We start from the raw sequence: 23,330 nt of genomic DNA, 5'->3' as shown, positions 1-23,330 counted from the left end.
GGCCGAGTATCGGCCAAGTTCCTGAGAGCGTCCAGTACTGACAATGTACTAGTCCAGTCGCATTTCGCGGGAAGGTAGTCGAATTACGGCAAAAAAGTGTCTTGCCGCACTGGATATCCCGCCGATGTCAGCTAAATGACAGCTTCATATGATGGCTTGGGCTACTTCCTCTCCGTGGAGGCGGAGAGTTGAAGATTTTCCGGGAGGACTTCCGCTCGCTATCAGGACAATTGCGTCCACCGATCGGTGATCTCTCCTCATTTTCAAAAATAGCACAGGCGGTCCGCTCAGCCGCAGCACGGAGGACACATCGTGAAGCACACTTTCATCGCAACCCTTTTAGCAGCGGCCATTGCGCTGCCGGCCTATGCGGCTGATTATACCATCATCGCTCCGGCAGCGCCCGGCGGCGGCTGGGACCAGACGGCCCGCTCGCTGCAGACGGTGCTGCAGCAGGAAGGTATCTCCAAAAGCGTCCAGGTTCAGAACGTACCGGGCGCCGGCGGCTCTATCGGTCTTGCCCAGTTCAGCAGCCAGAGTGCCGGCAATCCGAACGCTCTCATCGTCGGCGGCTACGTCATGGTCGGCGCACTGCTGACCAACAAGTCCGTCGTCACGCTGAAGGACGTTACCCCGATTGCCCGCCTGACCGGCGAGTACGAAGCCATCGTCGTTCCGGCCGCATCCGACATTAAGACGCTCGCCGATCTCGTCACCAAGCTGAAGGCTGATCCCGGCGCCGTTTCCTGGGGCGGCGGTTCTGCCGGCGGCACGGACCACATCGCCGTCGGCCTGATCGCCAAGGCTTCCGGTGTCGATCCGACAAAGATCAACTATGTCGCCTTCTCTGGCGGCGGCGARGCACTCGCCGCTATCCTCGGTGGCCAGGTCACGGCCGGCATTTCGAGCTACAGCGAGTTCGAATCGCAGGTCAAGGCCGGCACGCTGCGTCTGCTCGGCGTTTCCAGCGATGCCCGCATCGCCGGCGTCGATGCGCCGACCTTCAAGGAAGCCGGTACCGACGTTTCCATCCAGAACTGGCGCATGGTCGCTGCCGCCCCGGGCCTGACCGATGAAGAAGTCGCCTCGATTGCAGCAGACTTCGACAAGCTCCACAAGTCTGCTGCCTGGCAGGAAACCCTGAAGACCAAGGGCTGGGCCGACACCTATCTCGCAGGTGACGAGTTCAAGGCACAGCTCGAAAAGGATGTCTCGGCCACCGAAGGCATTCTCAAAGACATCGGTCTCGTTCAATGAGCGAAGCCGACATCTCATCGGCAACGAAGCGCCGCCCTGATTGGGCGGCGCTGGTCATTGCCGTCTTCCTCATTGCCGTCGCTGTCGTGGTGTTCTGGGATGCCTCGCATCTGAAGACGATTGCGCAATATGACCGCATCGGCCCGTCGACGGTGCCGAAAGTCGTCGCTCTCGGCCTGTTCTGTCTCGGCATCTGGACGGCGATCGAAGCCTGGCGCGGCGATTTTCCGGAACGCGAGCATCAGGAAGTGGCACCCGTCATCTGGATCGTCGCAGGCCTTGCCGGGCAGATGCTGCTCCTGCGCATCGCCGGTTTCTCAATTGCGACCGGCGTGCTCTTTGCGCTGACCGCGCGCGGTTTCGGCAAGCGCCAGATCTGGTTCTCGCTGCCGATCGGCATCATCATGAGCTTCATCGTCTGGGCGATCTTCTCGCAGCTCCTGCAGCTCACGTTGCCAGCCGGGCCGCTCGAACATCTGTTCTTCTGATAGCGCTCGCCTCGCGCCGGGCGCTTTCAGTTCTCTAGTTTTTGCGCGGACGGTCCTGTGCCCCCTCAGGAGCCGCCGCTTGGGATAAAACCATGAGCACATTCGAATTCCTATGGCAGGGCATTCTGGTTGCTGCGCAGCCGATCAACCTGCTCTACGCCTTCATCGGCGTGACCCTTGGCACCGCGGTTGGCGTACTGCCGGGCATCGGCCCGGCACTGACGGTCGCGCTGCTCTTGCCCGCCACCTACAAGCTCGATCCGGGCGGCTCGCTCATCATGTTTGCCGGCATCTACTACGGCGGCATGTATGGCGGCTCGACCACGTCGATCCTTTTGAATACGCCGGGTGAAAGCGCTTCGATCGTCACCGCGCTCGAGGGCAACAAGATGGCGCGTGCAGGTCGCGGCGGACCGGCATTGGCGACAGCGGCCATCGGCTCGTTCGTCGCCGGTCTCATCGCCACGCTCGGACTTGCTTTCGTCGCCCCCTATATCGTGAAACTGGCGTTGATCTTCGGTCCCCGCGAATATTTCGCACTTATGGTGCTGGCATTCGTGACCGTCTCTTCGGCCTTTGGGGATTCGGCGTTGCGTGGCCTCACCTCGCTCTTCATCGGCTTTGCGTTCGCCATGGTCGGGATCGACCAGCAGACGGGCCAGGCGCGCCTTTCCTTCGGCATACCCGACCTGCTCGACGGTATCGAGGTGACGACGCTGGCTGTTGCCATGTTCGCCATTGGCGAGACGCTCTACATCGCCGCTCAAGGAAAGCGCGGCGAGGACAAGGTGGAAGCGGTTCGTGGCTCGCTCTGGATGAACAAGCAGGACTGGGCACGCTCCTGGAAGCCGTGGCTGCGTGGCACGATCATCGGCTTCCCCATTGGCGCGATGCCGGCGGGCGGCGCCGAAATCGGCACGTTCCTCTCCTACGCCACGGAAAAGCGCCTGTCGAAGAACCCCGAGGAATTCGGCCATGGCGCCATCGAAGGCGTTGCCGGTCCCGAGGCTGCCAACAATGCATCGGCCGCCGGCACGCTGGTGCCGCTGCTGACGCTTGGCCTGCCGACGTCAGCGACAGCGGCGATCATGCTGGCCGGCTTCCAGCAATACGGCCTGCAGCCGGGTCCGCTGCTGTTTGCGACCAACCCGCAGCTCGTCTGGGGTCTCATCGCCAGCCTGCTCATCGCCAATGCGATGCTCCTAGTCCTGAACCTGCCGATGATCGGTCTCTGGGTTCGCCTGCTGACGGTTCCAAAGCCGTGGCTCTATGCCGGCATCCTGCTGTTTGCCACGCTCGGCACTATCGGGGCCAATCCTTCGGTCTTCGAGCTCGGCATGCTGCTTGGTTTCGGCGTGCTCGGTTATATCATGCGGATCTTCGGCTATCCGATCGCGCCCACCGTCGTCGGTCTCATCCTCGGGCCGCTGGCCGAGCAGCAGCTTCGCCGAGCGCTCTCGATCAGCCAGGGCGACGTGACCACGCTCGTCATGTCGCCGATCGCCTGCGGCCTGCTGATCGTCGCCGCTGCGGCCTTCCTCATTCCGCTGATCCTGAGATTGCGTGGCCGCGGCCAGGTTCTTTCTCAGCTCGCGGCAAATGAAGACTAAAACAAAAAGACGACCCCGACCCCTAATTCAGGCCGGCCGTGGCAACATGGCCGGCCTTTTCTTTGCCTTTCACAGCCTGTGCAATTTCGTCCTGAAGAAAAGCTAATAAGTATGGCTCTTGTTCTGTGGCGCGGTAATTTCGCAGTGACAGATCCAGCCGACGTTTAATTTAAATTTAAGCGAATCTCCCAATATTTTGCATCACCACTGCCCTGGATGCAGGCATGAAGCCCTCATCAGCCTGCCGCTTCCCCTCTTCTATCAGGAACATTGTATGAGACGCCCACGCGTAAAATTATTACTCTCCGTTGTCTTTGCCGTCATTGCCATCATGTTCGGCCTGCTTGCGTGGATGTCGATCAGCAGCATGCGGCTCTTGAACCGCCAGACGGAAGTCATCGCGACCAACTGGATACCGAAAATCGCTACCGGCAAAAGCATTGAGAGTGCTTTCTATCGGCTGAACTCGGCCTATTTCGAGCATATCCTGGCCGATACGCCCGAAGCAACGAAGACTGCGGAGACCGAGATCGCGCAACGCACCGACACGCTTTCGCAGCAGATTGAAAAGTACCGACCACTCGTTACCACCCAGCGCGGTGGTGAACTTCTAAAGGCTATCGAAGGCGGCGTCGCCGACTATAAGCAGGTTGCGGTGCAGATGATCTCTCTATCGAGTACCGGCAAGAAAGCGGAAGCGAAGGCGCTGCTTTCCGGCGACATGCGCACCAAGCTCGACAAGGCGTCCGGTTATCTCAGGGACCTGCTCGACTTCAATACGTCAAGCTCCGACAAGATCTACCGCGATGGCATCTCGGTCTTCCAGACGACGGTTCTGGCAGCCGCTATCCTGATTGCAGTCTGTGCTGCGATCCTGCTGGCTGCAGTGGCGTTTGCCATCATCGGCGTTGCCCGCCCCATCGAGATGATCACGGCTTCGATGAAGAAGCTGGCAGCCGGCGATACGGATAGCGCCATTCCCTTCCCGGGCCGTTCCGACGAGATCGGCGACATGGCTGGGGCTGTCGAAATCTTCCGCGCCAATTCCGTCGCCAATCGCCGTCTGGAGCAGGAGGGCGAGGCACAGCGCAATCTCACAGAGGAAGAGCGTCGTCGCAGCGCCGAACACGAACATATCAAGGCTGAGGAGATGCGACGGGCCACGGCTGGCCTCGGGGACGGTCTGAAGCACCTTTCCGCCGGTGACCTCACGTTTCAATTGAGGGAACCGTTTGCCGCCGATTTTGAATCGTTGCGTGCCGATTTCAATTCGTCGGTTACACAACTCGCCGATGTCATGCGTGCCGTCGCCGCCAGCGCCTCATCCATCGACAGCGGAACCCGCGAGATCAGCCAGAGTGCAGACGACCTCTCCCGCCGTACCGAGCGGCAAGCCTCCTCTCTGGAGGAGACGGCGGCAGCGCTTGACGAAATCACCGTCAATGTCGCGAATTCCTCCAAGCGCGTCGATGAAGCCAAGTCGGTGGCAATCCAGGCAAACGACAGCGCAGCAAAATCCGGTGCCGTCGTCGCTGATGCCGTCCACGCAATGGAGCGGATCGAACAGTCTTCGAGCCAGATTTCCAATATTATCGGCGTCATCGATGACATCGCCTTCCAGACGAACCTGCTGGCGCTCAATGCCGGTGTCGAGGCCGCTCGTGCCGGCGAAGCGGGCAAGGGGTTTGCGGTTGTCGCCCAGGAAGTGCGCGAACTCGCTCAGCGCTCTGCTCAGGCGGCTCGCGAGATCAAGGATCTCATCAGTGCCTCGACAGGTGAGGTTGCCGTCGGCGTGAAGCTGGTGCGTGAAACGGGTGGGGCTCTGAGCACGATCGGCGACTATGTCGTGACGATCAACAAGCACATGGAAGCAATTGCCACGTCAGCACGGGAGCAGTCCACGGGACTGACGGAGGTCAATTCTGCTGTCAACCAGATGGATCAGGTGACACAACAGAATGCTGCGATGGTCGAGGAGAGCAACGCGGCGAGTGCCACGCTGGCAACCGAAAGCCGCAGACTGCGCGAGCTGATTGCCCGCTTCGATCTCGGTCAGGGCAATGCTTCGACGCACCGGACCGCTACTCCGCCTTCTGCATCGGCCAAGCCGGCGGCTACGCGCACGGCTGGATACGTGAGTGTCGGAAATGTCGCCTTGAAGCAGGAATGGTCAGAGTTCTAACCGGCTGAATTGTTAGTCGAATTCCGAAGCGGCTCGGAGCGAACCTGAGCCGTTTTTCGTTTGCCGGCGAAAGAAATATGCGCTTCTTGCATGGCAGCGGTGATTTCTTGCGCGTTGTAGGTGCATCCGGATTTCCCCATCTAGGAAGGGTCAACGAAAGAGCGAGAGGAAAAGAAGATGTCCGCTTTCAGAAAGTCGATCCATAATGGTTTCCTGGCCCGCGCCATTGCAGCGCTCGGTGCCGCAAACGCAGTCAGCGCCGCTGTCGAAGGTGGCCGCAAGCCGCGCGCACGTGACCTGCAGGAACTCGGTATCGATCCGGTAAGCTTTGGCCGTGTCATCCGGTAAGACGTGCCGAATGCGTAGATTGAGTGTCAGATCATCTATTGAATGAATAAGCCCGCAACCGTTGGTCGCGGGCTTTGTTTTTTGGACTATGCAAGCCGCAGCACCAGACCACAGCGGCTTTTTAATTGTCAGGCGTGCAGGCGCTCCCGCTCGGGGACATCAGCTTCCTTCTGCCGCTCTTGCCTGTTGTAGCGGATCGAGGACCAGAGCGAGATGCCGATCAGGGCTGCGCCGCCAAGGCCGGTGATGACCTCGGGAATGTGCGTCAAGGTCTGCACATACATGATCACCGAGAGGATCAGAATGGCGTAGAAGGCGCCGTGTTCCAGATAGCGGTATTCGGCCAGCGTTCCCTTTTCCACCAGCATGATCGTCATGGAGCGCACATACATGGCGCCGATGCCGAGGCCGATCGCGATGATGAAGAGGTTCTGCGTCAGTGCGAAGGCGCCGATGACGCCGTCGAAGGAGAAGCTGGCATCCAGCACTTCCAGATAGATGAAGGCGCCGAGGCCACCCTTTGCCGCCTCGCTCATCGCACGCTGCGATGCATCGAGAAGGCCGCCGATGACTTCTACCACTAGGAAGGTCACAAGACCGTAGATGGCGCAGTAGACGAAGGTGGTCGCGTCTTCGCCTTCGAGGAGATAGGAGAACAGCAGGATCAGCAGGAGCACGAAGGCGATCTCGACACCCTTGATGGTAGCCGAACGCGCCATCAGCCGCTCCAGCGAGCCGATCCAGTGGACTTCCTTCTCATGGTTGAAGAAGTAGCTGAGGCCAACCATCATCAGGAAGGTGCCGCCGAAGGCTGCGATCGGCAGATGCGCATCATTCATGATGCGGGCATATTCGGCAGGTTCACGCGCGGCAAGCACGAGCGCTTCCCACGGGCCGATCTTTGCCGCGATGGCGACGATTGCCAGCGGAAAGACGATACGCATGCCAAAGACGGCAATAACGATACCCCAGGTCAGGAAGCGATGCTGCCAGACAGGGGTCATTTCTTTCAGCTTATTGGCATTGACAATGGCGTTGTCGAAGGAGAGCGAGATCTCCAGCACAGCCAGTACCGTGCAGATGAAGAAAACAGTGGCCATGCCACTCAGCGTGCCGGTCGACTGCCAGCCGAGAAATGCGCCGAGTGCCAGGCCGAGTGCGGTGACGATGAAGGCCCAGCGGAAATAGCCGAGCGAGGATTTGTGGGATTGAAGCTGGTTCATGGCTGCACCTCGCAGCCGCAAACCGTTTCTGAAGATGGGGTGAAAACAGAAAAACGCATACCACATAGGGCATGCGCTATTGGCATGGTGAGCTTTTTCATCGATGAAAAATCCGCCGGCTAATTTGCAGGCGGTACCGACATCACGAGAGCGCCGTAAAAACTCTCGCCAGAGGGGCCCGGCACCAGGGTTCCCCCGCAGCCGATGTCTGGATGAGGCGGCGGGTGCTCCACTAGGTAGTCATGTTGCTGCGCCAGTCAAGATGCACGGACGGGCAAGGTTATCGATTTCTTTGGAACCATACTGGCGCTCACCCGTTCCGTCCTAGCTGAGCCGATGAAACATCTCAGATACTCTTGAAGGAGGGCGACGATGCACAATTCGACCCATGTTCCCGACAAGCGCACGGAAGCGTCGGACCGTATGAAGCGGGCGAAACCCAATCGCATGCAGAGGGCGCAGGTTCTGCCCCCGCACCAAGTGGACCTGACGCTGACCCCGGGCGCAATACACGACATTCATGTGCCGGCGCATATGACCGGCAGCGACCTTTCCAAGGGCGGGCTTGATATCAAGAGCGACGATGCCAACGTCGCAAAGCCTGTGCGCTGAAAACCAGTTTCGCAACCGATAAGACAGGTGAAATACGAATGACGATCAATCTTGTGCCGCGGGATATCTTCATCCAGCACGAATATGAGTGGCAGGCCGTGCGCGAGGCGGCCGAACGCCGGCTCGATATAGGCAAGCGCGAGACGCCATCCGCGCAGTCAAGCGGGCAAACCGCAAGGCCCGCTGCTGCAACCTCGGCAGCGCAAGGCTGCTGAACACAGGGCAGAATTTGAATGAGACGCCCGGCCACGCGCCGGGCGTTTTCTTTTCCGACGAGTTCTGGTCTGGGAAAGCGACCCACGGCCATATCTTGCCAACCTTTCCGAAAGGATTGGACAGCGATAATCCGGCCCATTCAAGGGAATCGGATCGATGGCCAAGACAGCGACACGCCGCCGCAAGGCGCCGGCAAAAAGGAAGAGCAGTGCGTCCTCCAGCGGCGCGATGCCTTGGATGGTGATAGGCATCGCGGCGGTGGGCGCCATTGCCGCCTATGACAATTGGAAGAGCATCCGCCCGATGCTTGGCAAGGCACCTGCCGCCGTCATCAGTGAGGCGGCTGAAGGCAAACCTCAGACATCCAAGGAAGCGCCGAAGCAGGTTGCCGTTGCGGCTCCTGCTGTCAAGCCACGCCAGACAAACGATCCAGTACCACCTGCAGCGATCCCCTCGGCTCCGGTGCCGGCGGCAAAGATCGTGCCGGCCTCTATTTCTCCTGCTACCCCATCCTCGTCGGAAACCGCCAAGGCGGCTTTCGGATATTGCGGGCAGGGTGAGCATATCAATTGCGTCGGTGACGCAGGTACCTTCTGGTATAAGGGCGAGAAGATCGTCATCGCCGATATGGTCAGCCCGGACGTGGACCGTGCACGCTGCGAAGACGAACGGAAGATTGCCTTTGCTGCCAAATCGCGTTTGCTTGCGCTGCTGAATGCCGGTCCGTTCGACATGAATGCTGTCGGCAAGGCAGATGACCGGGGTGCGCCGCGTGTCATTTCGCGCGACGGGCGCTCTTTCGGCACGCGGCTTATCAATGAGGGCCTGGCCAGGAAGCCGGGATCTGCCGGCGGTTCCTGGTGCGCTTGAGGCCCCCGGTCTGACGATCGCTTATTTTCGCGTGTTATTTCCGTGCTGGCGCCTTGCCGCTGGTGCGGAAGCTGCCGGTGAAGGCCGAATCCTTGCTTTCGGCCGTGCATTCGATGGCAGTCGGCTTACCGGAATAAGGATTGCCGAAGGTGCACGAGCCGGCAACCTTCACCTCACCTGTCATCTTATTTCCAACGCCCGTGGTGACGAGGCTGAGCGGCAGTCGGGCATTGCCATTGGACGCGGGCTTGATGCCCTTCCCATCGCCCTGGAAGCCCAGCAGCTTACCATCAGAGGTGAAGATGAAGGTCACGGTGCCGTTGACGAGCGTCACGCTTGCCAGCTCTCCCTTGCAGCCCTTCGTGGCATCGAACTTGGCAACGACGAGCTTCTGGCACTTGCCACCAAGGGCAATGACGCCGGGCGCACCCGGAAAATTGTCGTCGGCCTGCGCTGCAGCTGCAAAAGCGAGGGTGGAGAAGGCGGCGATGGCAAGCGCGGATAATTTCATTTCGATTCGAACCCCATGTCCTGACGAGGCGAATCAACGCCTCGGGCTCTATTATCGCGCATGGCATGGCTCTGTGTCCGAATTTGGTTTCGATCCCTTCGGATAAGATTTGAGACGAGCCGGTACAGGTGGCTTGGTCTGGAATGCGAATCCGGCAACTTAAAACCGGAAACTAAAGGCCTTTCGATTTCTCGAAAGGCCTTTGCTTTTCAGCGAATTAGGATGGTGGGCGTGACAGGGATTGAACCTGTGACCCCTACGATGTCAACGTAGTGCTCTCCCGCTGAGCTACACGCCCATCCGATGGCGGCGCATAGATCACAAAACCTCCGGAGCCGTCAATAGGCTTTTTTGAAGTTTTGTGACGAGCCGCCAAGAAGCCTTATGCGGCAAGCATCTTGTTGACCTCGTCAACGAGATCGCGCAGGTGGAAAGGCTTGGAAAGGACCTTTGCATCCTTCGGAGCCTTCGAATCAGGGTTCAGTGCAACGGCTGCGAAGCCGGTGATGAACATGACCTTCAGGTCAGGATCGAGTTCGGTCGCACGGCGCGCCAACTCGATGCCATCCATTTCCGGCATGACGATATCGGTCAGCAGCAGCGAGAACGGCTCCTCACGCAGGCGGTCATAAGCGCTAGCGCCGTTGTCGTAGGAAAGGACCTTGTATCCGGCCTTTTCGAGCGCCTTCACGAGGAAGCGGCGCATGTCATTGTCGTCTTCGGCGAGAAGTATCTTCTGAGTCATTAATCCGGACCGCTGATCACTGATGTTTTTCTAGGATACCAGCCGTCTACACTAAACTTCGCCCGGTAAACAACCGGTGAAATCACCCTAGCCACGACCGCCATCCCTTCTATGTAGTATGGACTTAAGGGCAGGCAACTGGCAACATAGCCGTCATAGCCACTTGATGACATGGTAAAGAGGGCAGAAAGTGCCGGAAATACGCGAATACGAGCTTTTTGAAGTGCATGAGCCCGTGTCGCAGACCATTCCTTTCGTCTACAACTCCCCTCATAGCGGTCGCGTTTATCCACCGGAATTCATCGCGCAGTCGCGGCTGGAAGGTATCTCGATACGCCGGTCTGAAGACCATTATGTCGACGAGCTGTTCGGCGCTGCCGTGGATCTTGGTGCGCCACTCCTCCTTGCGAATTTCCCGCGCGCCTACCTGGACGTCAACCGTGAGCCTTATGAGCTCGATCCGCGCATGTTCGACGGGCTGTTGCCGCCCTATGCGAATATCAACTCGCTAAGGGTTGCGGGTGGACTTGGCACCATTCCGCGCATCGTGGCCGAGAACATGGAAATCTATGCGCGCCGGCTGCCCGTTCAGGAGGGGCTGGAACGTGTCGAAAGCGTCTACAAGCCCTATCACTCGACGTTGCGGCGGCTGATTGCACGCACCCATGTACAGTTTGGCTTCGGCGTCCTGATCGACTGCCATTCCATGCCGGGCAACGTGCGCGTTGCCGGCAGCAATGCGCGGCCCGATTTCATCATCGGCGATCGCTACGGCACCAGCGCTTCGGCAGAGCTTTCGCGTACGGCAATCGGCATCCTCGAGGAAATGGGTTTTGCAGCGATCCGCAACAAGCCCTATGCCGGTGGCTTCATCACCGAACATTATGGCCGCCCGTCACGCGGGCTGCATGCGCTGCAGATCGAGGTCAACCGTTCGATCTACGTCGATGAGGTCACGCTGGAGAAGCGGCCCGATTTCGACATCGTTGCAACCGCCGTCACGTCGTTCATGCGGCAGATGGCTGAGTATGTCGAGAAATTCTCCGGCGACCGGGCGCTTGCGGCCGAGTGATTTCTGCCTTCAGGTCAAAAAAAACCGCGCTTTGTCAGCGCGGCTAAGTCTAGGGAGGAAACACCCAAGGAGGGTATTTACAGTCAGAAGACTGTAGGTAAGAAACTACTGCTGCATTGCACAATTGTCAAGCAATATATTGCACTGCAAAATATTTAGGCAGCTAATCGGAAATTGCCTGTTGTGTTTGCATTCCGCCGGTTTTTCGCTATGAAAAACGCCATTTCCCGCCAGCTATGTGGATTTCTCCATGCTTCCTGACCGTTCGTTCTTCAACCGTCTCGCCGAAGCTGCCAAGGCGGAAACCCTGCCGCGTTTTCGCTCGGGCACCAATGTCACCAACAAGCTGTCGTCCGGCTTCGATCCCGTCACTGAAGGCGACAGGGCGGCGGAGACAGCCATCCGTGCGCTGATCGAAGCGCATTTCCCGGAGCACGGTATTCTGGGCGAAGAACATGGCAATGTCGGCCTCGACCGCGAGCATGTTTGGGTGATCGACCCGATCGACGGTACGCGCGCCTTCATTTCCGGCGTTCCGGTCTGGGGTACGCTGATCGGCCTGCAGAAGAATGGCCGGGCGGTTGCCGGCATGATCGAACAGCCTTTCACCGGCGAGCGTTACTTCGGCGACGAAAACGGTTCGACCTATAGCGGGCCTGAGGGCGAACGCCGGCTGCAGGTGCGTGACTGCGGCGCTCTTTCCAATGCCATCCTCTTCACGACCTCGCCGCATCTCTTCGTCGGCGAGGAGATGGAGAAATATCGCGAGATCGAAAGTCAGGTGCGGCTCTTCCGTTATGGCTGTGACTGTTATGCCTATGCGCTGCTGGCGGCAGGCCATGTCGATCTCGTGATCGAGAACAGCCTCAAACCCTATGATGTCGGTGGGATCATTCCTGTCATCGAGGGCGCCGGCGGCATCATGACCACCTGGGACGGCGGACGGCCGGAAAACGGCGGCTCCATTATCGCTGCCGGCAGCAGGGCGGTCTATGAAGAGGCGATCGCCATCCTGCAGCGCTAACGCGCGTCGTGCAAAAGTGTGCAGCGGTTTTGCGATAACCACATGCGTAAAATAAGAACTTAAAGCATGGCGAGCGAATCCTGGAGACCGCGATGGGTTTAAGTTTCAGACGCCGATCGCCGTCACGTCATCGGTCGCCTCGGCGTCGCTGCCGGGAATGAAGGCGTGGAAGGCGGCAAGTGCTGCGGTACGATACATATCCCTTTCCTGGAATATCTCGTGGCGGGCGCCGTTGATCGGTACGAGCTGACCGGCGCGGAAATAACGCGAAAGCCTCTCCTGCACCGTATAAGGCACCAGCCCGTCGCGTGTCGGGGCGATGACGACAGAGGGAATGGTGATCGAAAAGAGATGATAGGGCTGGGTCACCCGGTCGATCGCCTTCATGCATTCATACATCCAGCGCGCGGTCGGCGCTCCCAGCGCAAGCTCCGGGTGGGCTTTTGCTATAGCCGCATTGCGCTCGAAGCGCGTTTCGTCCGATGTGAGCGGATTATCAAGGAATTGCAGCTCCTTCATCTTGCCGAGCGGCATCCCGCCGAGGCCAACAGCACAGAGTGAGCTCGATACCGTGCGGATGACGCCTTGGGAGGCGGCCTGGCCGATGAGGCCGAGGAAAGGGGCAGAGAGCACCATGCGCTCGATACGCGTCGAGAGATAGGGTGCGGCGGAAAGCGCAATCAGCGCGCCTGTGGAATGAGCAAGCATATAGAAGGGCAGGCGGGTATCCGGGAGCACGACCTTTTCGAGGAAGGCATCGAGATCGCGCTCGTAATCGGAAAAGCGGCGGATGTGGCCATGATTGCGTTTCTTAATCAGCCGAGGCGAACCACCCTGGCCGCGCAGATCGAAAGTCGCGACCCAGAGGCCCTTGGCGGTGAGATCTCGGATCGTCTCGAAATACTTCTCGATATATTCGCTGCGCCCGTGCAGGAGCACCACCGTTCCATGGGCGACCGGTGCCTGCGACCGGAAGACGGCATAACGCAACCTATGGCCGTCGTAGGTCTCGAAAAAACCTTCGGTGCGGTTCTCTGGCGCCGGATTGTCTGGGGTCGAGTAAAGAACCTGTTCCATAGGCAGAATGTTTCTTCGCGTGAGAGATATACTAGGGGATAGCGCAGAGGCCGGGAAAATCAATGGCGAAATTGTGGCTTAATATAAGCGAGGTATAATACATTAAGATTTTTCTATATGGCAAGCTTCGCGAAAGCAGAGACACGCTATGGTTAGTGCGAACGAAAGATTTGTCCCGGCATGAGGCCGGTTATCCGCACGTTCATGACTGAAGATTGGGGCGCCGGGAGGCTGGCCATGAGTTCGGTTTCTTCCGTCGGGCCTGTCAATTCCGGCGTCCACCAATCAACCGGTCCGCAGCGGCCGGAGTCCATTCTCGATTATTTGCAGTCGGACTATCTCGATATCGATCCGCCGGATGTGCATCCGGCGATCCTGAAACTGCTCAGCGACAATTCGAAGTCGCAGGCAGCTTTCGCGCGGGAATATTCTGCCGTCATGGCAATGCCGCAGAATGCCGACATTTCGCCGGAAAACGGCCAGTTCCTTGCGCTCGAGCAGATGATCGTTGACAATCGCGACGCCTTTCCGGCGGAGGGTTTCACGATCAGCACGAAGCTGCCGGGCGGCGGTTCCATCGTTGCCGAGGTGCCGCCTTCAAACAGCGGCGGCAAAGAGGACAGCAGTCCTTTGTCGATATTTTCAAGCAGTGATTCAGCTGCGCTGTCGCGCATCGTCAGCGCTCTCATGCTGAGCCATCAGGATGCCGCGGCTGATAGGCTGGATGCGACGCAGGATCAGCTTGCAGAGCTTTACGCCTGAAGAAAAAAGGCCGGCGGAGCTGAGGGAGCTCTTGGCCGGCCGAATTTAGGCTGAAGAAGAAGGGACGATACACTTCAGCCTTCGGGCCAGTGTCACCCGATGCCTCTATCTCTAGACAGCAGCGCCTGAACCTTCGCCGAACCTGCCGTTCATGCGGGGTTCACGCAGCCATCCCGGGTGCTTTGAAGAGGGCTTGAAGTCCCAGAAAGCCATACCCATCTGAACTCTGCGGACGCCAGAAGGGTCCGCGCAACCGTCCCGAAGCCGCCAAGAACGGGGTTTCAGGGCATGATATCGCAACACGTCGCTTCCCTAGGAGGACATCATGCGTCACGTAGACTTCTCTCCCCTTTATCGTTCCACCGTCGGTTTCGACCGCCTCTTTACCATGCTCGACAGCCTCTCCCAGCCGGAGCAGGTTCCGAGCTATCCGCCGTACAACATCGAGCGGACCGGTGAGAACACCTACCGTATCACCATGGCCGTTGCCGGCTTCGACGAAACCGAACTCTCCATCGAATCGCATGCCCACGCGCTCATCGTGAAGGGTGAAAAGCGCGAAGAAAATGCTGATGGCAGCGAGTTCCTATATCGTGGCATCGCAAAGCGCGCCTTCGAGCGCCGCTTCCAGCTTGCCGACCATGTCGAAGTGACCGCCGCTTCGCTGAAGAACGGCCTCCTGCACATCGACCTTCTGCGCAGCATCCCGGAGGCTCTCAAGCCCCGCAAGATCGCTATTGCTGCCGAGCCGGTCGAGGCTCCGAAGGCGATCGAAGCACAGGTCGTCAACAACTAATCCGCTTTGACGGATCAGACGGAAACGGCGCCCTCGCGGGCGCCGTTTTTGTTTGCGGTCATTCTGTTCAATCAGGCTGGGCTTGCCGCTTCTTCAAGCTGCTTTTCGGTGGCCCGGCGGGCTGCGGCGGCGGCATATTTCTGGGCGATGACGGCGCAGACCATCAGCTGGATCTGATGGAAGAGCATCAGCGGCAGGACGATTGCGCCGATCGACTGGCCGGCGAAGATGACGTTTGCCATCGGAACGCCGCTTGCGAGGCTCTTCTTCGACCCGCAGAAGGTGATGGTGATCTCATCGGCCCGGTTGAAGCCGAGCCAGCGGCTGCCATACATGGTGATAACGAGAACGAGCGCCAGCAGTACCATGTCGGCGATGATGACGGCGGCGATGTCGCCGATGGAGAAGGTGTGCCACAGGCCCTCGACGACGGCCGTCGAGAAAGCCAGGTAGACGACCATCAGGATGGAGCCGCGGYCGACCGGCATCAGGATCTTCTTCTTGGAGCGGATCCATTCGCCGATCCAGGGCTGCAGGATCTGGCCGACGACGAAGGGGGCGAGGAGCTGGAGCAGGATCTGTTCGAGCGCATCGAAGGAAAAGCCGCCGTGGCCGCCGACCGAAAAGAGCAGGCCGACGAGCAACGGCGTCAGGAACATGCCGAAAATATTGGAAGCCGAAGCCGAGCAGATCGCTGCCGGCACATTACCACCCGCCATTGAGGTGAAGGCGATCGAGGACTGCACAGTCGACGGCAGCACGCAGAGGAAGAGGATGCCGAGATAAAGCGGCTGCGGCAGGATCGAATCCGGGATGAAGCCTATCGCCAGGCCGAGGATCGGGAAGAGTCCGAAGGTGGTCAGCAGAATGACGAGATGCAGCCGCCAGTGTAGCAGACCGGCGATGACAACATCACGCGAGAGTCGCGCGCCGTGCAGGAAGAACAGCAGCGCAATGGCAAAATCAGTCGCCACACCGAACCAGCCGGCAAAGGCGCCGCTTGCTGGGAAGATCGAGGCGAGGATGACGGTGCAGACGAGCAGGATCGTGAATGTGTCGGGTAAGAAGCGGCGCATGGCGGTCTCGCTGAGATAAATGAGTCATTGTTTTGTCGCTCATTATGATACAGGATGCAAGGAATAACAGTTATCGCGAATCTGGATTCGCCTCATGCTGGACCTCTCACAGCTACGCAGTTTCGTCACCGTCGAGCAGATGGGTAGCTTCACGCTGGCCGCCGAGAGGCTGGGCCTCGGCCAGTCTACGGTCAGCCAGCATATCCAAAGGCTGGAAACTTCGCTGGGGCGACGGCTGCTGGAGCGCGATACGCATAAGGTCGTCCTGACCGGTGATGGCGAGGCCCTGCTTTCGCATGCGCGCGCCATGTTGTTGATCGAAGGACAGGTGCAGTCGCTGTTCAAGGGCGGCAGCCTGCGCGGGCGGCTGCGGCTCGGCGTTTCCGAGGATTTCGTAACGAGCCAGTTGCCGGCGGTGCTGGAAGATTTCGTGCGCTCGCATCCCTCGGTCGATCTGGAGCTGACGGTGGCACTGTCCGGCGTGCTCTATGAAATGCAGGATGCGGGGGTCATCGATCTGGTGCTGGCGAAACGACGGCTCGGCGATGAGCATGGAAAGCTCGTCTATCGCGAGCCGCTCGTCTGGCTGGCGCGTGATCCGGAACATGTACTCGCCGCCGGTCCGCTACCCCTGATCGCCTTTCCGCCGCCAAGTGTGACGCGGGCCATTGCGCTCGAGGCACTCGGGCGGCATGGCGTGCCCTGGCGGATTGTCTGTACCTGCGGCAGCCTGAGCGGGCTGACGGCTGCGGCGCGCGCCGGCATGGGCGTGCTGGTGCAGCCGCGCAGCATGGCGCCTTCGGGGCTGAAGGAGATTGCTGTCGGCAGGCTGCCCGTTCTCGAGGATGTCGAATTCGTGCTGGTGCCGCGCAAGGGGGCCGATCAGGCGCTGGTGGCGGCACTTTCGAATGATATTCTGAAGAAGGTCAGGAACTTGCGGTCGGCTTGAAACAAAATTCCCGCCGATACTGGCGGGATCTTGTTTTGTGACCGTGATGGTTGCCGTCGCAGGAACTCAGGCCGCCAGGCACTTCAGGAAGCCATCGACATCAGCTTCGTTGGTGGCGAAACTGGTGACGAGACGGACGAGCGTTTCGCCCTCCGAAACGAGGTCCGGCATGCCGGCCGGGATCGGCCACTCGTAGAATTTTGCGCCTCTGCCCTCAGCCGTTTTTGCCGCTGATTTCTGAATGACTGCGAAAACTTCGTTTGAGGCGGTCGGCCAGGCGAGCCGAGCCGAGTTGCTGGCGCCGATGCCTGCGCGCAGACGCTCGGCCATGCCGTTGGAGTGACGGGCGAGATCGAGCCAGAGGCTATTTTCGAAATAGGCGTCGAACTGGGCGGAGATGAAGCGCGACTTGGAGAAGAGCTGGGCGGCGCGCTTGCGGATGAAGGGCATTTCCTTCGCCTGCTCCGGATTGAAGAAGATGATCGCTTCCGCGCACCAGCAGCCATTCTTGGTGCCGCCGAAGGAGAGAATGTCGACGCCGCGTTTCCAGGTCATTTCGGCAGGCGTTGCATTGAGTGCGACGAGCGCATTGGCGAAGCGGGCGCCATCCATGTGCAGCGGCAGATTGCGCTTCTTGGCGATGGCGGAGATTTCGCCGATTTCCGGCAGAGAATAGACGGTGCCGATTTCAGTCGCCTGGGTGATGGTGACGGCACTTGCACGACCATGATGGACCGCGTCCTCAGGGAAGGCGGCAATCTTCGCGGACAGTTCTGCCGGATCGATTTTGCCGAAATCGCCGGCGACCGGCATCAGGCGGGATGCACCGGAGAAGAATTCGGGGGCGCCGCATTCGTCCTGGGCGACATGGGCTTCCTGATGGCAGAAGGCGATGCCGCCGGGGCGTTGCACGCTTGCGAGCGAAAGCGAGTTGGCGGCGGTGCCGGTGGCGACGAAGAAGACCGAGACCTCGCGTTCGAAGATTTCGGAGAAGCGGGCTTCAACCTTCTTATCGTAGTCGCTGTTGCCGTAGGCGGCGGCAAAATCGGCAGATTCAGCCAGCAGGCGCTCGGCAATGGATTTATGGGCGCCAGCCCAGTTGTCGGAAGCAAAAAACATGGAAGAAACCATTGAAAATGATGGGGCGGGAGTTAGGAAAGGGACATTACGCCAAAGCTTCACAGGATCAAGCGCGGAAGTCCTGATCCATCACAGAAATTGAACCGCGTAATCAAAAAACAAAATACTTTCTCGATGAGCAATTTTATGTCGTGGTTTCGACTGATTTGGCAATCTTCCGTCGCAAATTGGCGTTTTTTTAAGAGCACACTCTTGCGAAGAGGAATTGTTTCTGTCATTGAACTGATGAACTAGGACAGGGTTGCTGTCCTATTTTGGCCTTCCCGGCCGAAGAGGCGCCGAAAGCCCTGGAACAGAGCGGCTTTCACGCTATAGTTCTTTCGAGTGCTGAGCCTTCACATGGCGGCGCGCGGAGGCGAATGGCAGGCGCGGAACGCGACGGTTTGCTTTCCTTGAAAAGCAGACGTCTGCGACCGGATCTTCACGATGCAACAGCGCTGTCACGCGCCGGACCTATCTTAAAGGGTGCGGTGCGCGACGAAAAGCCGCCCGCAGCCCCGCGGGCTTCGACAGGAGGAAGACGATGACGAAGAAGACGCCATCCACGCAGATTGACCAGTTCGCAGCAGCAAACGTGCGCGCAACGGCCAATACGCGTAAATTCGCCTCCGGCTTGCCGAAAAAACAGGGGCTCTACGATCCGCGCAATGAACATGATGCCTGCGGTGTCGGCTTCGTTGCGCATATGAAGGGCCAGAAGTCGCATCAGATCGTCAAAGACGGTCTCTTCATTCTTGAAAACCTGACGCACCGCGGTGCCGTCGGCGCCGATCCGCTGATGGGCGACGGCGCGGGCATCCTCGTGCAGATCCCCGATCGCTTCTTCCGCGAGGAAATGGCCCTGCAGGGCATCACCCTACCGAAGGCCGGCGAATATGGTGTCGGCCATATCTTCATGCCGCGCGACGAAAAGCAGATCGAGCACTTCAAGAAGGTGATCAAGGACGTCATCACCGAAGAAGGCCAGGTCCTCATCGGATTCCGTGACGTTCCGGTCGACAATTCCTCGCTCTCCAAGGCGCCGGCAATTGCCGCGACCGAGCCGCATCACGTGCAGGTCTTCATCGGTGCCGGCAAGGATGCCGCGACGAACGATGAATTCGAGCGCCGGCTCTTCACGCTTCGCAAGGTGATCTCCAACCGCATCTATGACGAGTTCGACGGCGAGGAGAGCCACTTCTATCCGGTGTCGCTGTCGAGCACGACCGTCGTCTACAAGGGCATGTTCCTGGCCTATCAGGTCGGCGCCTATTATAAGGACCTGGCGGACCCGCGCTTCGAGAGCGCCGTGGCACTCGTACACCAGCGGTTCTCGACCAACACCTTCCCGTCCTGGAAGCTTGCGCACCCGTACCGCATGGTCGCCCATAACGGCGAAATCAACACGCTGCGCGGCAACGTCAACTGGATGGCGGCGCGCCAGGCCTCTGTCTCCTCTCCGCTGTTCGGCGAAGATATCTCCAAGCTCTGGCCGATCTCCTATGAAGGCCAGTCGGACACGGCCTGTTTCGACAACGCGCTCGAATTCCTCTTGCGCGGCGGCTATTCGCTTTCGCATGCGGTCATGATGCTGATCCCGGAAGCCTGGGCTGGTAACCAGTCCATGTCGCCGGAGCGCAAGGCATTCTACGAATATCATGCTGCTCTCATGGAACCTTGGGATGGCCCGGCTGCCGTTGCCTTCACCGACGGCAAGCAGATCGGCGCGACGCTCGACCGCAACGGCCTGCGTCCCGCTCGTTATCTCGTCACAGACGATGATCGCGTTATCCTCGCCTCCGAAGCCGGCACGCTGCCGGTTGCCGAAGAGAGCATCATCCAGAAGTGGCGCCTGCAGCCAGGCAAGATGCTGCTGATCGACATGGAAGAAGGCCGCATCATCTCCGACGACGAGGTGAAGGCGCAGCTTGCAAACGCGCATCCCTATCGCAGCTGGCTTAACCGCACGCAGCTCATCCTTGAAGACCTGAAGCCGGTCGAACCGCGTGCGCTTCGCCGCGACGTCTCGCTGCTCGATCGCCAGCAGGCCTTCGGCTACACGACGGAAGACACCAAGATCCTGATGTCGCCGATGGCGACGACGGGTCAGGAAGCGATCGGCTCGATGGGCACGGATACGCCGATCTCGGCCATGTCCGAGAAGTCGAAGCTGCTTTACACCTATTTCAAGCAGAACTTCGCGCAGGTGACGAACCCGCCGATCGACCCGATCCGTGAAGAACTCGTCATGAGCCTTGTGTCATTCATCGGTCCGCGTCCGAACATCCTCGACCACGAAGGCATGGCAAACGCCAAGCGTCTCGAGGTGCGCCAGCCGATCCTGACCAATGGCGATCTCGAGAAGATCCGCTCGATCGGTCACACGGAAGACCGTTTCGACACAAAGACACTTGATTTCACCTATGATGTGGAGCGTGGCGCCGAAGGCATGCCCGAGATGCTCGACCGCCTCTGCGAACGGGCGGAAGCGGCCGTCAAGGGCGGTTACAACATCATCGTGCTCTCCGACCGCCAGATCGGCCCCGATCGTATCGCGATCCCGGCGCTGCTTGCGACCGCTGCCGTGCACCATCACCTGATCCGCAAGGGGCTGCGCACCTCGGTCGGTCTCGTCGTCGAAACCGGCGAGCCGCGCGAAGTGCACCATTTCTGCCTGCTGGCTGGTTATGGTGCTGAAGCGATCAACCCCTATCTCGCCTTCGACACGCTGCTGGATATGCATGCCAAGGGCGAATTCCCGAAGGAAGTCGACGCCAGCGAAGTCGTCTATCGCTACATCAAGGCTGTCGGCAAGGGCATCCTGAAGGTCATGTCCAAGATGGGCATCTCGACCTATCAGTCCTATTGCGGCGCGCAGATCTTCGATGCGATTGGCCTGCAGTCGGAATTCGTCGACAAGTACTTCTTCGGCACGGCGACGACCATCGAAGGCGTCGGCCTGGAGGAAATCGCCAGCGAGACGGTCATCCGCCACAAGTCAGCCTTCGGCCGCGATCCGCTGCTCGCCAGCACGCTCGATATCGGCGGCGAATATGCCTACCGCATGCGCGGCGAAAGCCATGCCTGGACGCCGGATGCCGTGGCTGCCCTGCAGCATGCGGTTCGCGGCAATGCCGAGGATCGCTACCGCGAATTCGCCGAGATGGTGAACACGTCGGCGCTCCGTATGAACACGATCCGCGGCCTCTTCAAGATCAAGAGCGCCGAGGCACTCGGCCGCAAGCCGGTGCCGGTCGACAGCGTCGAGCCGGCGGTCGATATCGTCAAGCGCTTCTCCACGGGCGCCATGTCCTTCGGCTCGATCAGCCGCGAGGCGCATACAACGCTGGCGATCGCCATGAACCGGATCGGCGGAAAGTCGAACACCGGTGAGGGCGGCGAAGAGAGCGATCGCTACATGCCGCTGCCGAATGGTTCGTCGAACCCCGAGCGCTCGGCCATCAAGCAGATCGCGTCCGGCCGTTTCGGCGTGACGACGGAATATCTCGTCAATGCCGACGTGCTGCAGATCAAGGTCGCGCAGGGTGCCAAGCCCGGCGAAGGCGGCCAGCTGCCCGGCCATAAGGTCGATGCGGTCGTTGCCAAGACCCGTCATTCGACGCCGGGCGTCGGCCTGATTTCGCCGCCGCCGCACCATGACATCTATTCGATCGAAGATCTGGCGCAGCTGATCTACGACCTGAAGAACGTCAACCCGACCTCGGATGTCTCGGTCAAGCTTGTCTCGGAAGTCGGCGTCGGCACGGTTGCCGCCGGTGTTGCCAAGGCGCGCGCCGACCACATCACGGTTGCCGGTTTCGACGGCGGCACGGGCGCTTCACCGCTCACCTCGTTGAAGCATGCAGGCTCTCCCTGGGAAATCGGCCTTGCCGAAACCCAGCAGACGCTGGTGCTGAACGGTCTGCGCTCGCGCGTTGCCCTACAGGTTGACGGTGGTCTGAAGACCGGCCGCGACGTCGTCATCGGCGCGCTGCTTGGTGCCGATGAATTCGGCTTCGCGACGGCTCCGCTGATCGCTGCCGGCTGCATCATGATGCGCAAGTGCCATCTCAACACCTGTCCGGTCGGCGTGGCGACGCAGGATCCCGTCCTGCGCAAGCGCTTCAAGGGCACGCCGGAGCACGTCATCAACTACTTCTTCTTCGTCGCCAACGAAGTGCGCGAAATTCTGGCCTCCCTCGGCTTCACCAGGCTCGATGAGATCATCGGCGCTTCGGAGTTGCTCGAGAAGGACGAGATGCTGGCGCACTGGAAGGCTAGGGGACTCGACTTCGCGAAGATCTTCCACAAGGTCGATGCACCGAAGGAGGAGACCTACTGGACGACGCGTCAGAAGCACCCGATCGACGACATTCTCGACCGCAAGATGATTGCGGCGGCCGAGCCGGCGCTGGCATCGAAGACGCCCGTTGCCTTCGAAGTCGACATCAGGAACGTCGATCGTTCCGCCGGTGCGATGCTCTCGGGCGAGGTGGCCAAGCGTTATAACCATCGCGGCCTGAAGGAAGACACGATCAACGTCACCCTCAAAGGAACAGCAGGCCAGAGCTTCGGCGCATTCCTGGCACGCGGCGTGACCTTCAACCTGATCGGCGACGGCAATGACTATGTCGGCAAGGGCCTCTCGGGCGGCAAGATCATCATCCGTCCGCCGGAAAACTCGAGGATCGTCGCTGAGAACTCGATCATCGTTGGCAATACCGTTCTCTACGGTGCGACCGAGGGCGAGTGCTACTTCCGCGGTGTCGCGGGTGAGCGTTTCGCAGTTCGTAACTCCGGTGCGATCGCCATCGTCGAAGGCGTGGGCGATCACGGCTGTGAATATATGACGGGCGGCGTGGTCGTCGTGCTCGGCGAAACGGGCCGCAACTTCGCGGCCGGCATGTCGGGCGGCGTGGCCTATGTTCTCGACGAGGCCGGCGATTTCGCCAGCCGCTGCAACATGGCCATGGTCGAGCTCGAGCCGGTTCCGGAAGAGGATGACATGCTGGAGAAACTGCACCATCACGGCGGCGACCTCATGCATAAGGGACGTGTCGACGTCTCCGGCGACATGACGCGTCACGACGAGGAGCGCCTATACCAGCTGATCTCAAACCACCTGCACTACACGGGCTCCACCCGCGCCAAGGAAATCCTTGAGCACTGGGCTGACTACCGCCCGAAATTCCGCAAGGTCATGCCGGTTGAATACCGTCGCGCGCTTGAGGAAATGGAGCGCAGCCGGATGGGCATCGCTGCCGAGTAGTTGCACCGAACAATCCGCCACGCCTGAAAAGCGCGTGGCGGGTGACTGAAATATCTCAATGACACACGACGATGAGCCACGAGCTTGAAGCTTGTGCAACTGCGTGGATGGCGACAGGGGATAT

The 23,330-nt window shown here is 59.7% G+C and carries 19 protein-coding genes, 1 tRNA gene and 1 pseudogene; 14 read left to right on the top strand and 7 right to left on the bottom strand.

The window, feature by feature from the left end; genetic code table 11:
* Positions 1–312 precede the first annotated feature (312 nt).
* The 5 genes from AC1DTN_RS06090 to AC1DTN_RS06070 all read left to right on the top strand — a co-directional run bounded on the left by AC1DTN_RS06090 (position 313) and on the right by AC1DTN_RS06070 (position 5,885).
* Positions 313–1,257 (top strand): Bug family tripartite tricarboxylate transporter substrate binding protein, encoded by a 945-nt coding sequence (locus tag AC1DTN_RS06090; protein WP_037103547.1) that lies wholly within the window; start codon positions 313–315, stop codon positions 1,255–1,257.
* Positions 1,254–1,745 carry a tripartite tricarboxylate transporter TctB family protein gene (locus AC1DTN_RS06085; RefSeq protein WP_037103549.1) on the top strand — a complete coding sequence of 164 codons (492 nt, stop codon included), beginning with the start codon at positions 1,254–1,256 and terminating at the stop codon, positions 1,743–1,745. Before AC1DTN_RS06090 ends, AC1DTN_RS06085 begins: the two co-directional genes overlap by 4 nt.
* Positions 1,746–1,837: 92 nt before the next feature.
* The gene (locus AC1DTN_RS06080; RefSeq protein ID WP_442206416.1) at positions 1,838–3,355 is read left to right on the top strand and encodes a tripartite tricarboxylate transporter permease; all 1,518 of its coding nucleotides are present in this window, start codon (positions 1,838–1,840) and stop codon (positions 3,353–3,355) included.
* Positions 3,356–3,629: 274 nt separating this feature from the next.
* Positions 3,630–5,537: a methyl-accepting chemotaxis protein gene (locus tag AC1DTN_RS06075; RefSeq protein WP_442206415.1), complete on the top strand. Its 1,908-nt coding sequence runs from the start codon at positions 3,630–3,632 to the stop codon at positions 5,535–5,537.
* Positions 5,538–5,714: 177 nt separating this feature from the next.
* Positions 5,715–5,885: a hypothetical protein gene (locus AC1DTN_RS06070; RefSeq protein ID WP_439016566.1), complete on the top strand. Its 171-nt coding sequence runs from the start codon at positions 5,715–5,717 to the stop codon at positions 5,883–5,885.
* Between the two features lie 128 nt (positions 5,886–6,013).
* Here the strand turns inward: AC1DTN_RS06070 and AC1DTN_RS06065 are convergent, their stop codons facing one another.
* Complete coding sequence (locus AC1DTN_RS06065) at positions 6,014–7,108, bottom strand: DUF475 domain-containing protein (protein WP_442206414.1); 1,095 nt, start codon at positions 7,106–7,108, stop codon at positions 6,014–6,016.
* Between the two features lie 372 nt (positions 7,109–7,480).
* On the opposite strand from AC1DTN_RS06065, the gene AC1DTN_RS06060 reads away from it, so the two are divergent.
* The 3 genes from AC1DTN_RS06060 to AC1DTN_RS06050 all read left to right on the top strand — a co-directional run bounded on the left by AC1DTN_RS06060 (position 7,481) and on the right by AC1DTN_RS06050 (position 8,806).
* The gene (locus AC1DTN_RS06060; protein ID WP_037103557.1) at positions 7,481–7,720 is read left to right on the top strand and encodes a hypothetical protein; all 240 of its coding nucleotides are present in this window, start codon (positions 7,481–7,483) and stop codon (positions 7,718–7,720) included.
* Positions 7,721–7,758: 38 nt separating this feature from the next.
* On the top strand, positions 7,759–7,935 hold the full coding sequence (locus tag AC1DTN_RS06055; protein ID WP_310383652.1) for a hypothetical protein: 177 nt from the start codon (positions 7,759–7,761) through the stop codon (positions 7,933–7,935).
* 157 nt (positions 7,936–8,092) lie between these two features.
* Positions 8,093–8,806 (top strand): hypothetical protein, encoded by a 714-nt coding sequence (locus AC1DTN_RS06050; RefSeq protein ID WP_113320940.1) that lies wholly within the window; start codon positions 8,093–8,095, stop codon positions 8,804–8,806.
* A gap of 34 nt (positions 8,807–8,840) precedes the next feature.
* On the opposite strand, the gene AC1DTN_RS06045 is transcribed toward AC1DTN_RS06050, so the two are convergent.
* The 3 genes from AC1DTN_RS06045 to cpdR1 form a co-directional block, all read right to left on the bottom strand.
* Positions 8,841–9,317 (bottom strand): hypothetical protein, encoded by a 477-nt coding sequence (locus tag AC1DTN_RS06045; RefSeq protein WP_007822806.1) that lies wholly within the window; start codon positions 9,315–9,317, stop codon positions 8,841–8,843.
* A gap of 223 nt (positions 9,318–9,540) precedes the next feature.
* Positions 9,541–9,615, bottom strand: a tRNA-Val gene (locus AC1DTN_RS06040).
* 84 nt (positions 9,616–9,699) lie between these two features.
* Positions 9,700–10,062 carry a response regulator CpdR1 gene (gene cpdR1 / locus AC1DTN_RS06035; protein WP_003542883.1) on the bottom strand — a complete coding sequence of 121 codons (363 nt, stop codon included), beginning with the start codon at positions 10,060–10,062 and terminating at the stop codon, positions 9,700–9,702.
* Positions 10,063–10,252: 190 nt separating this feature from the next.
* On the opposite strand from cpdR1, the gene AC1DTN_RS06030 reads away from it, so the two are divergent.
* Together AC1DTN_RS06030 and hisN are read left to right on the top strand one after the other, a co-directional pair.
* Positions 10,253–11,134 carry an N-formylglutamate amidohydrolase gene (locus AC1DTN_RS06030; RefSeq protein WP_113320939.1) on the top strand — a complete coding sequence of 294 codons (882 nt, stop codon included), beginning with the start codon at positions 10,253–10,255 and terminating at the stop codon, positions 11,132–11,134.
* 250 nt (positions 11,135–11,384) lie between these two features.
* On the top strand, positions 11,385–12,158 hold the full coding sequence (gene hisN, locus AC1DTN_RS06025; RefSeq protein ID WP_113320938.1) for a histidinol-phosphatase: 774 nt from the start codon (positions 11,385–11,387) through the stop codon (positions 12,156–12,158).
* Between the two features lie 105 nt (positions 12,159–12,263).
* On the opposite strand, the gene AC1DTN_RS06020 is transcribed toward hisN, so the two are convergent.
* Entirely contained in the window at positions 12,264–13,235 is a 972-nt protein-coding gene (locus AC1DTN_RS06020; protein ID WP_113320937.1) for an alpha/beta fold hydrolase, read from the bottom strand.
* A gap of 237 nt (positions 13,236–13,472) precedes the next feature.
* Between AC1DTN_RS06020 and AC1DTN_RS06015 the strand changes: the two genes are divergently transcribed.
* Positions 13,473–13,997: a hypothetical protein gene (locus AC1DTN_RS06015; protein WP_439016559.1), complete on the top strand. Its 525-nt coding sequence runs from the start codon at positions 13,473–13,475 to the stop codon at positions 13,995–13,997.
* A gap of 325 nt (positions 13,998–14,322) precedes the next feature.
* Positions 14,323–14,793 carry an Hsp20 family protein gene (locus AC1DTN_RS06010; protein ID WP_007822816.1) on the top strand — a complete coding sequence of 157 codons (471 nt, stop codon included), beginning with the start codon at positions 14,323–14,325 and terminating at the stop codon, positions 14,791–14,793.
* Positions 14,794–14,864: 71 nt separating this feature from the next.
* On the opposite strand, the pseudogene AC1DTN_RS06005 reads toward AC1DTN_RS06010, so the two are convergent.
* A pseudogene (locus tag AC1DTN_RS06005) lies at positions 14,865–15,912 on the bottom strand (bile acid:sodium symporter family protein).
* Positions 15,913–15,963: 51 nt separating this feature from the next.
* Here AC1DTN_RS06005 and AC1DTN_RS06000 point away from each other — a divergent pair.
* Complete coding sequence (locus tag AC1DTN_RS06000) at positions 15,964–16,818, top strand: LysR family transcriptional regulator (RefSeq protein ID WP_113320934.1); 855 nt, start codon at positions 15,964–15,966, stop codon at positions 16,816–16,818.
* 66 nt (positions 16,819–16,884) lie between these two features.
* On the opposite strand, the gene AC1DTN_RS05995 is transcribed toward AC1DTN_RS06000, so the two are convergent.
* Positions 16,885–17,937, bottom strand: a complete 1,053-nt coding sequence (locus tag AC1DTN_RS05995; RefSeq protein WP_113320933.1) for a threonine aldolase family protein — start codon at positions 17,935–17,937, stop codon at positions 16,885–16,887.
* 544 nt (positions 17,938–18,481) lie between these two features.
* Between AC1DTN_RS05995 and gltB the strand changes: the two genes are divergently transcribed.
* On the top strand, positions 18,482–23,206 hold the full coding sequence (gltB, locus tag AC1DTN_RS05990) for a glutamate synthase large subunit (protein ID WP_113320932.1): 4,725 nt from the start codon (positions 18,482–18,484) through the stop codon (positions 23,204–23,206).
* Positions 23,207–23,330: the final 124 nt, after the last annotated feature.

The organism is Rhizobium sp. 01T444, assembly GCF_056398305.1.
The sequence above is the reverse complement of the archived record's forward strand: the minus strand, read 5'-3'. Positions and strand labels throughout refer to the sequence as shown.

Bases quoted from the DNA above. Each gene is read 5' to 3' on its own strand.
- AC1DTN_RS06085 (WP_037103549.1), top strand. From the start codon at position 1,254: ATGAGCGAAGCCGACATCTCATCGGCAACGAAGCGCCGCCCTGATTGG.
- AC1DTN_RS06080 (WP_442206416.1), top strand. From the start codon at position 1,838: ATGAGCACATTCGAATTCCTATGGCAGGGCATTCTGGTTGCTGCGCAG.
- AC1DTN_RS06075 (WP_442206415.1), top strand. From the start codon at position 3,630: ATGAGACGCCCACGCGTAAAATTATTACTCTCCGTTGTCTTTGCCGTC.
- AC1DTN_RS06070 (WP_439016566.1), top strand. From the start codon at position 5,715: ATGTCCGCTTTCAGAAAGTCGATCCATAATGGTTTCCTGGCCCGCGCC.
- AC1DTN_RS06065 (WP_442206414.1), bottom strand. From the start codon at position 7,108: ATGAACCAGCTTCAATCCCACAAATCCTCGCTCGGCTATTTCCGCTGG.
- AC1DTN_RS06060 (WP_037103557.1), top strand. From the start codon at position 7,481: ATGCACAATTCGACCCATGTTCCCGACAAGCGCACGGAAGCGTCGGAC.
- AC1DTN_RS06055 (WP_310383652.1), top strand. From the start codon at position 7,759: ATGACGATCAATCTTGTGCCGCGGGATATCTTCATCCAGCACGAATAT.
- AC1DTN_RS06050 (WP_113320940.1), top strand. From the start codon at position 8,093: ATGGCCAAGACAGCGACACGCCGCCGCAAGGCGCCGGCAAAAAGGAAG.
- AC1DTN_RS06045 (WP_007822806.1), bottom strand. From the start codon at position 9,317: ATGAAATTATCCGCGCTTGCCATCGCCGCCTTCTCCACCCTCGCTTTT.
- cpdR1 (WP_003542883.1), bottom strand. From the start codon at position 10,062: ATGACTCAGAAGATACTTCTCGCCGAAGACGACAATGACATGCGCCGC.
- hisN (WP_113320938.1), top strand. From the start codon at position 11,385: ATGCTTCCTGACCGTTCGTTCTTCAACCGTCTCGCCGAAGCTGCCAAG.
- AC1DTN_RS06020 (WP_113320937.1), bottom strand. From the start codon at position 13,235: ATGGAACAGGTTCTTTACTCGACCCCAGACAATCCGGCGCCAGAGAAC.
- AC1DTN_RS06015 (WP_439016559.1), top strand. From the start codon at position 13,473: ATGAGTTCGGTTTCTTCCGTCGGGCCTGTCAATTCCGGCGTCCACCAA.
- AC1DTN_RS06010 (WP_007822816.1), top strand. From the start codon at position 14,323: ATGCGTCACGTAGACTTCTCTCCCCTTTATCGTTCCACCGTCGGTTTC.
- AC1DTN_RS06000 (WP_113320934.1), top strand. From the start codon at position 15,964: ATGCTGGACCTCTCACAGCTACGCAGTTTCGTCACCGTCGAGCAGATG.
- AC1DTN_RS05995 (WP_113320933.1), bottom strand. From the start codon at position 17,937: ATGTTTTTTGCTTCCGACAACTGGGCTGGCGCCCATAAATCCATTGCC.
- gltB (WP_113320932.1), top strand. From the start codon at position 18,482: ATGACGAAGAAGACGCCATCCACGCAGATTGACCAGTTCGCAGCAGCA.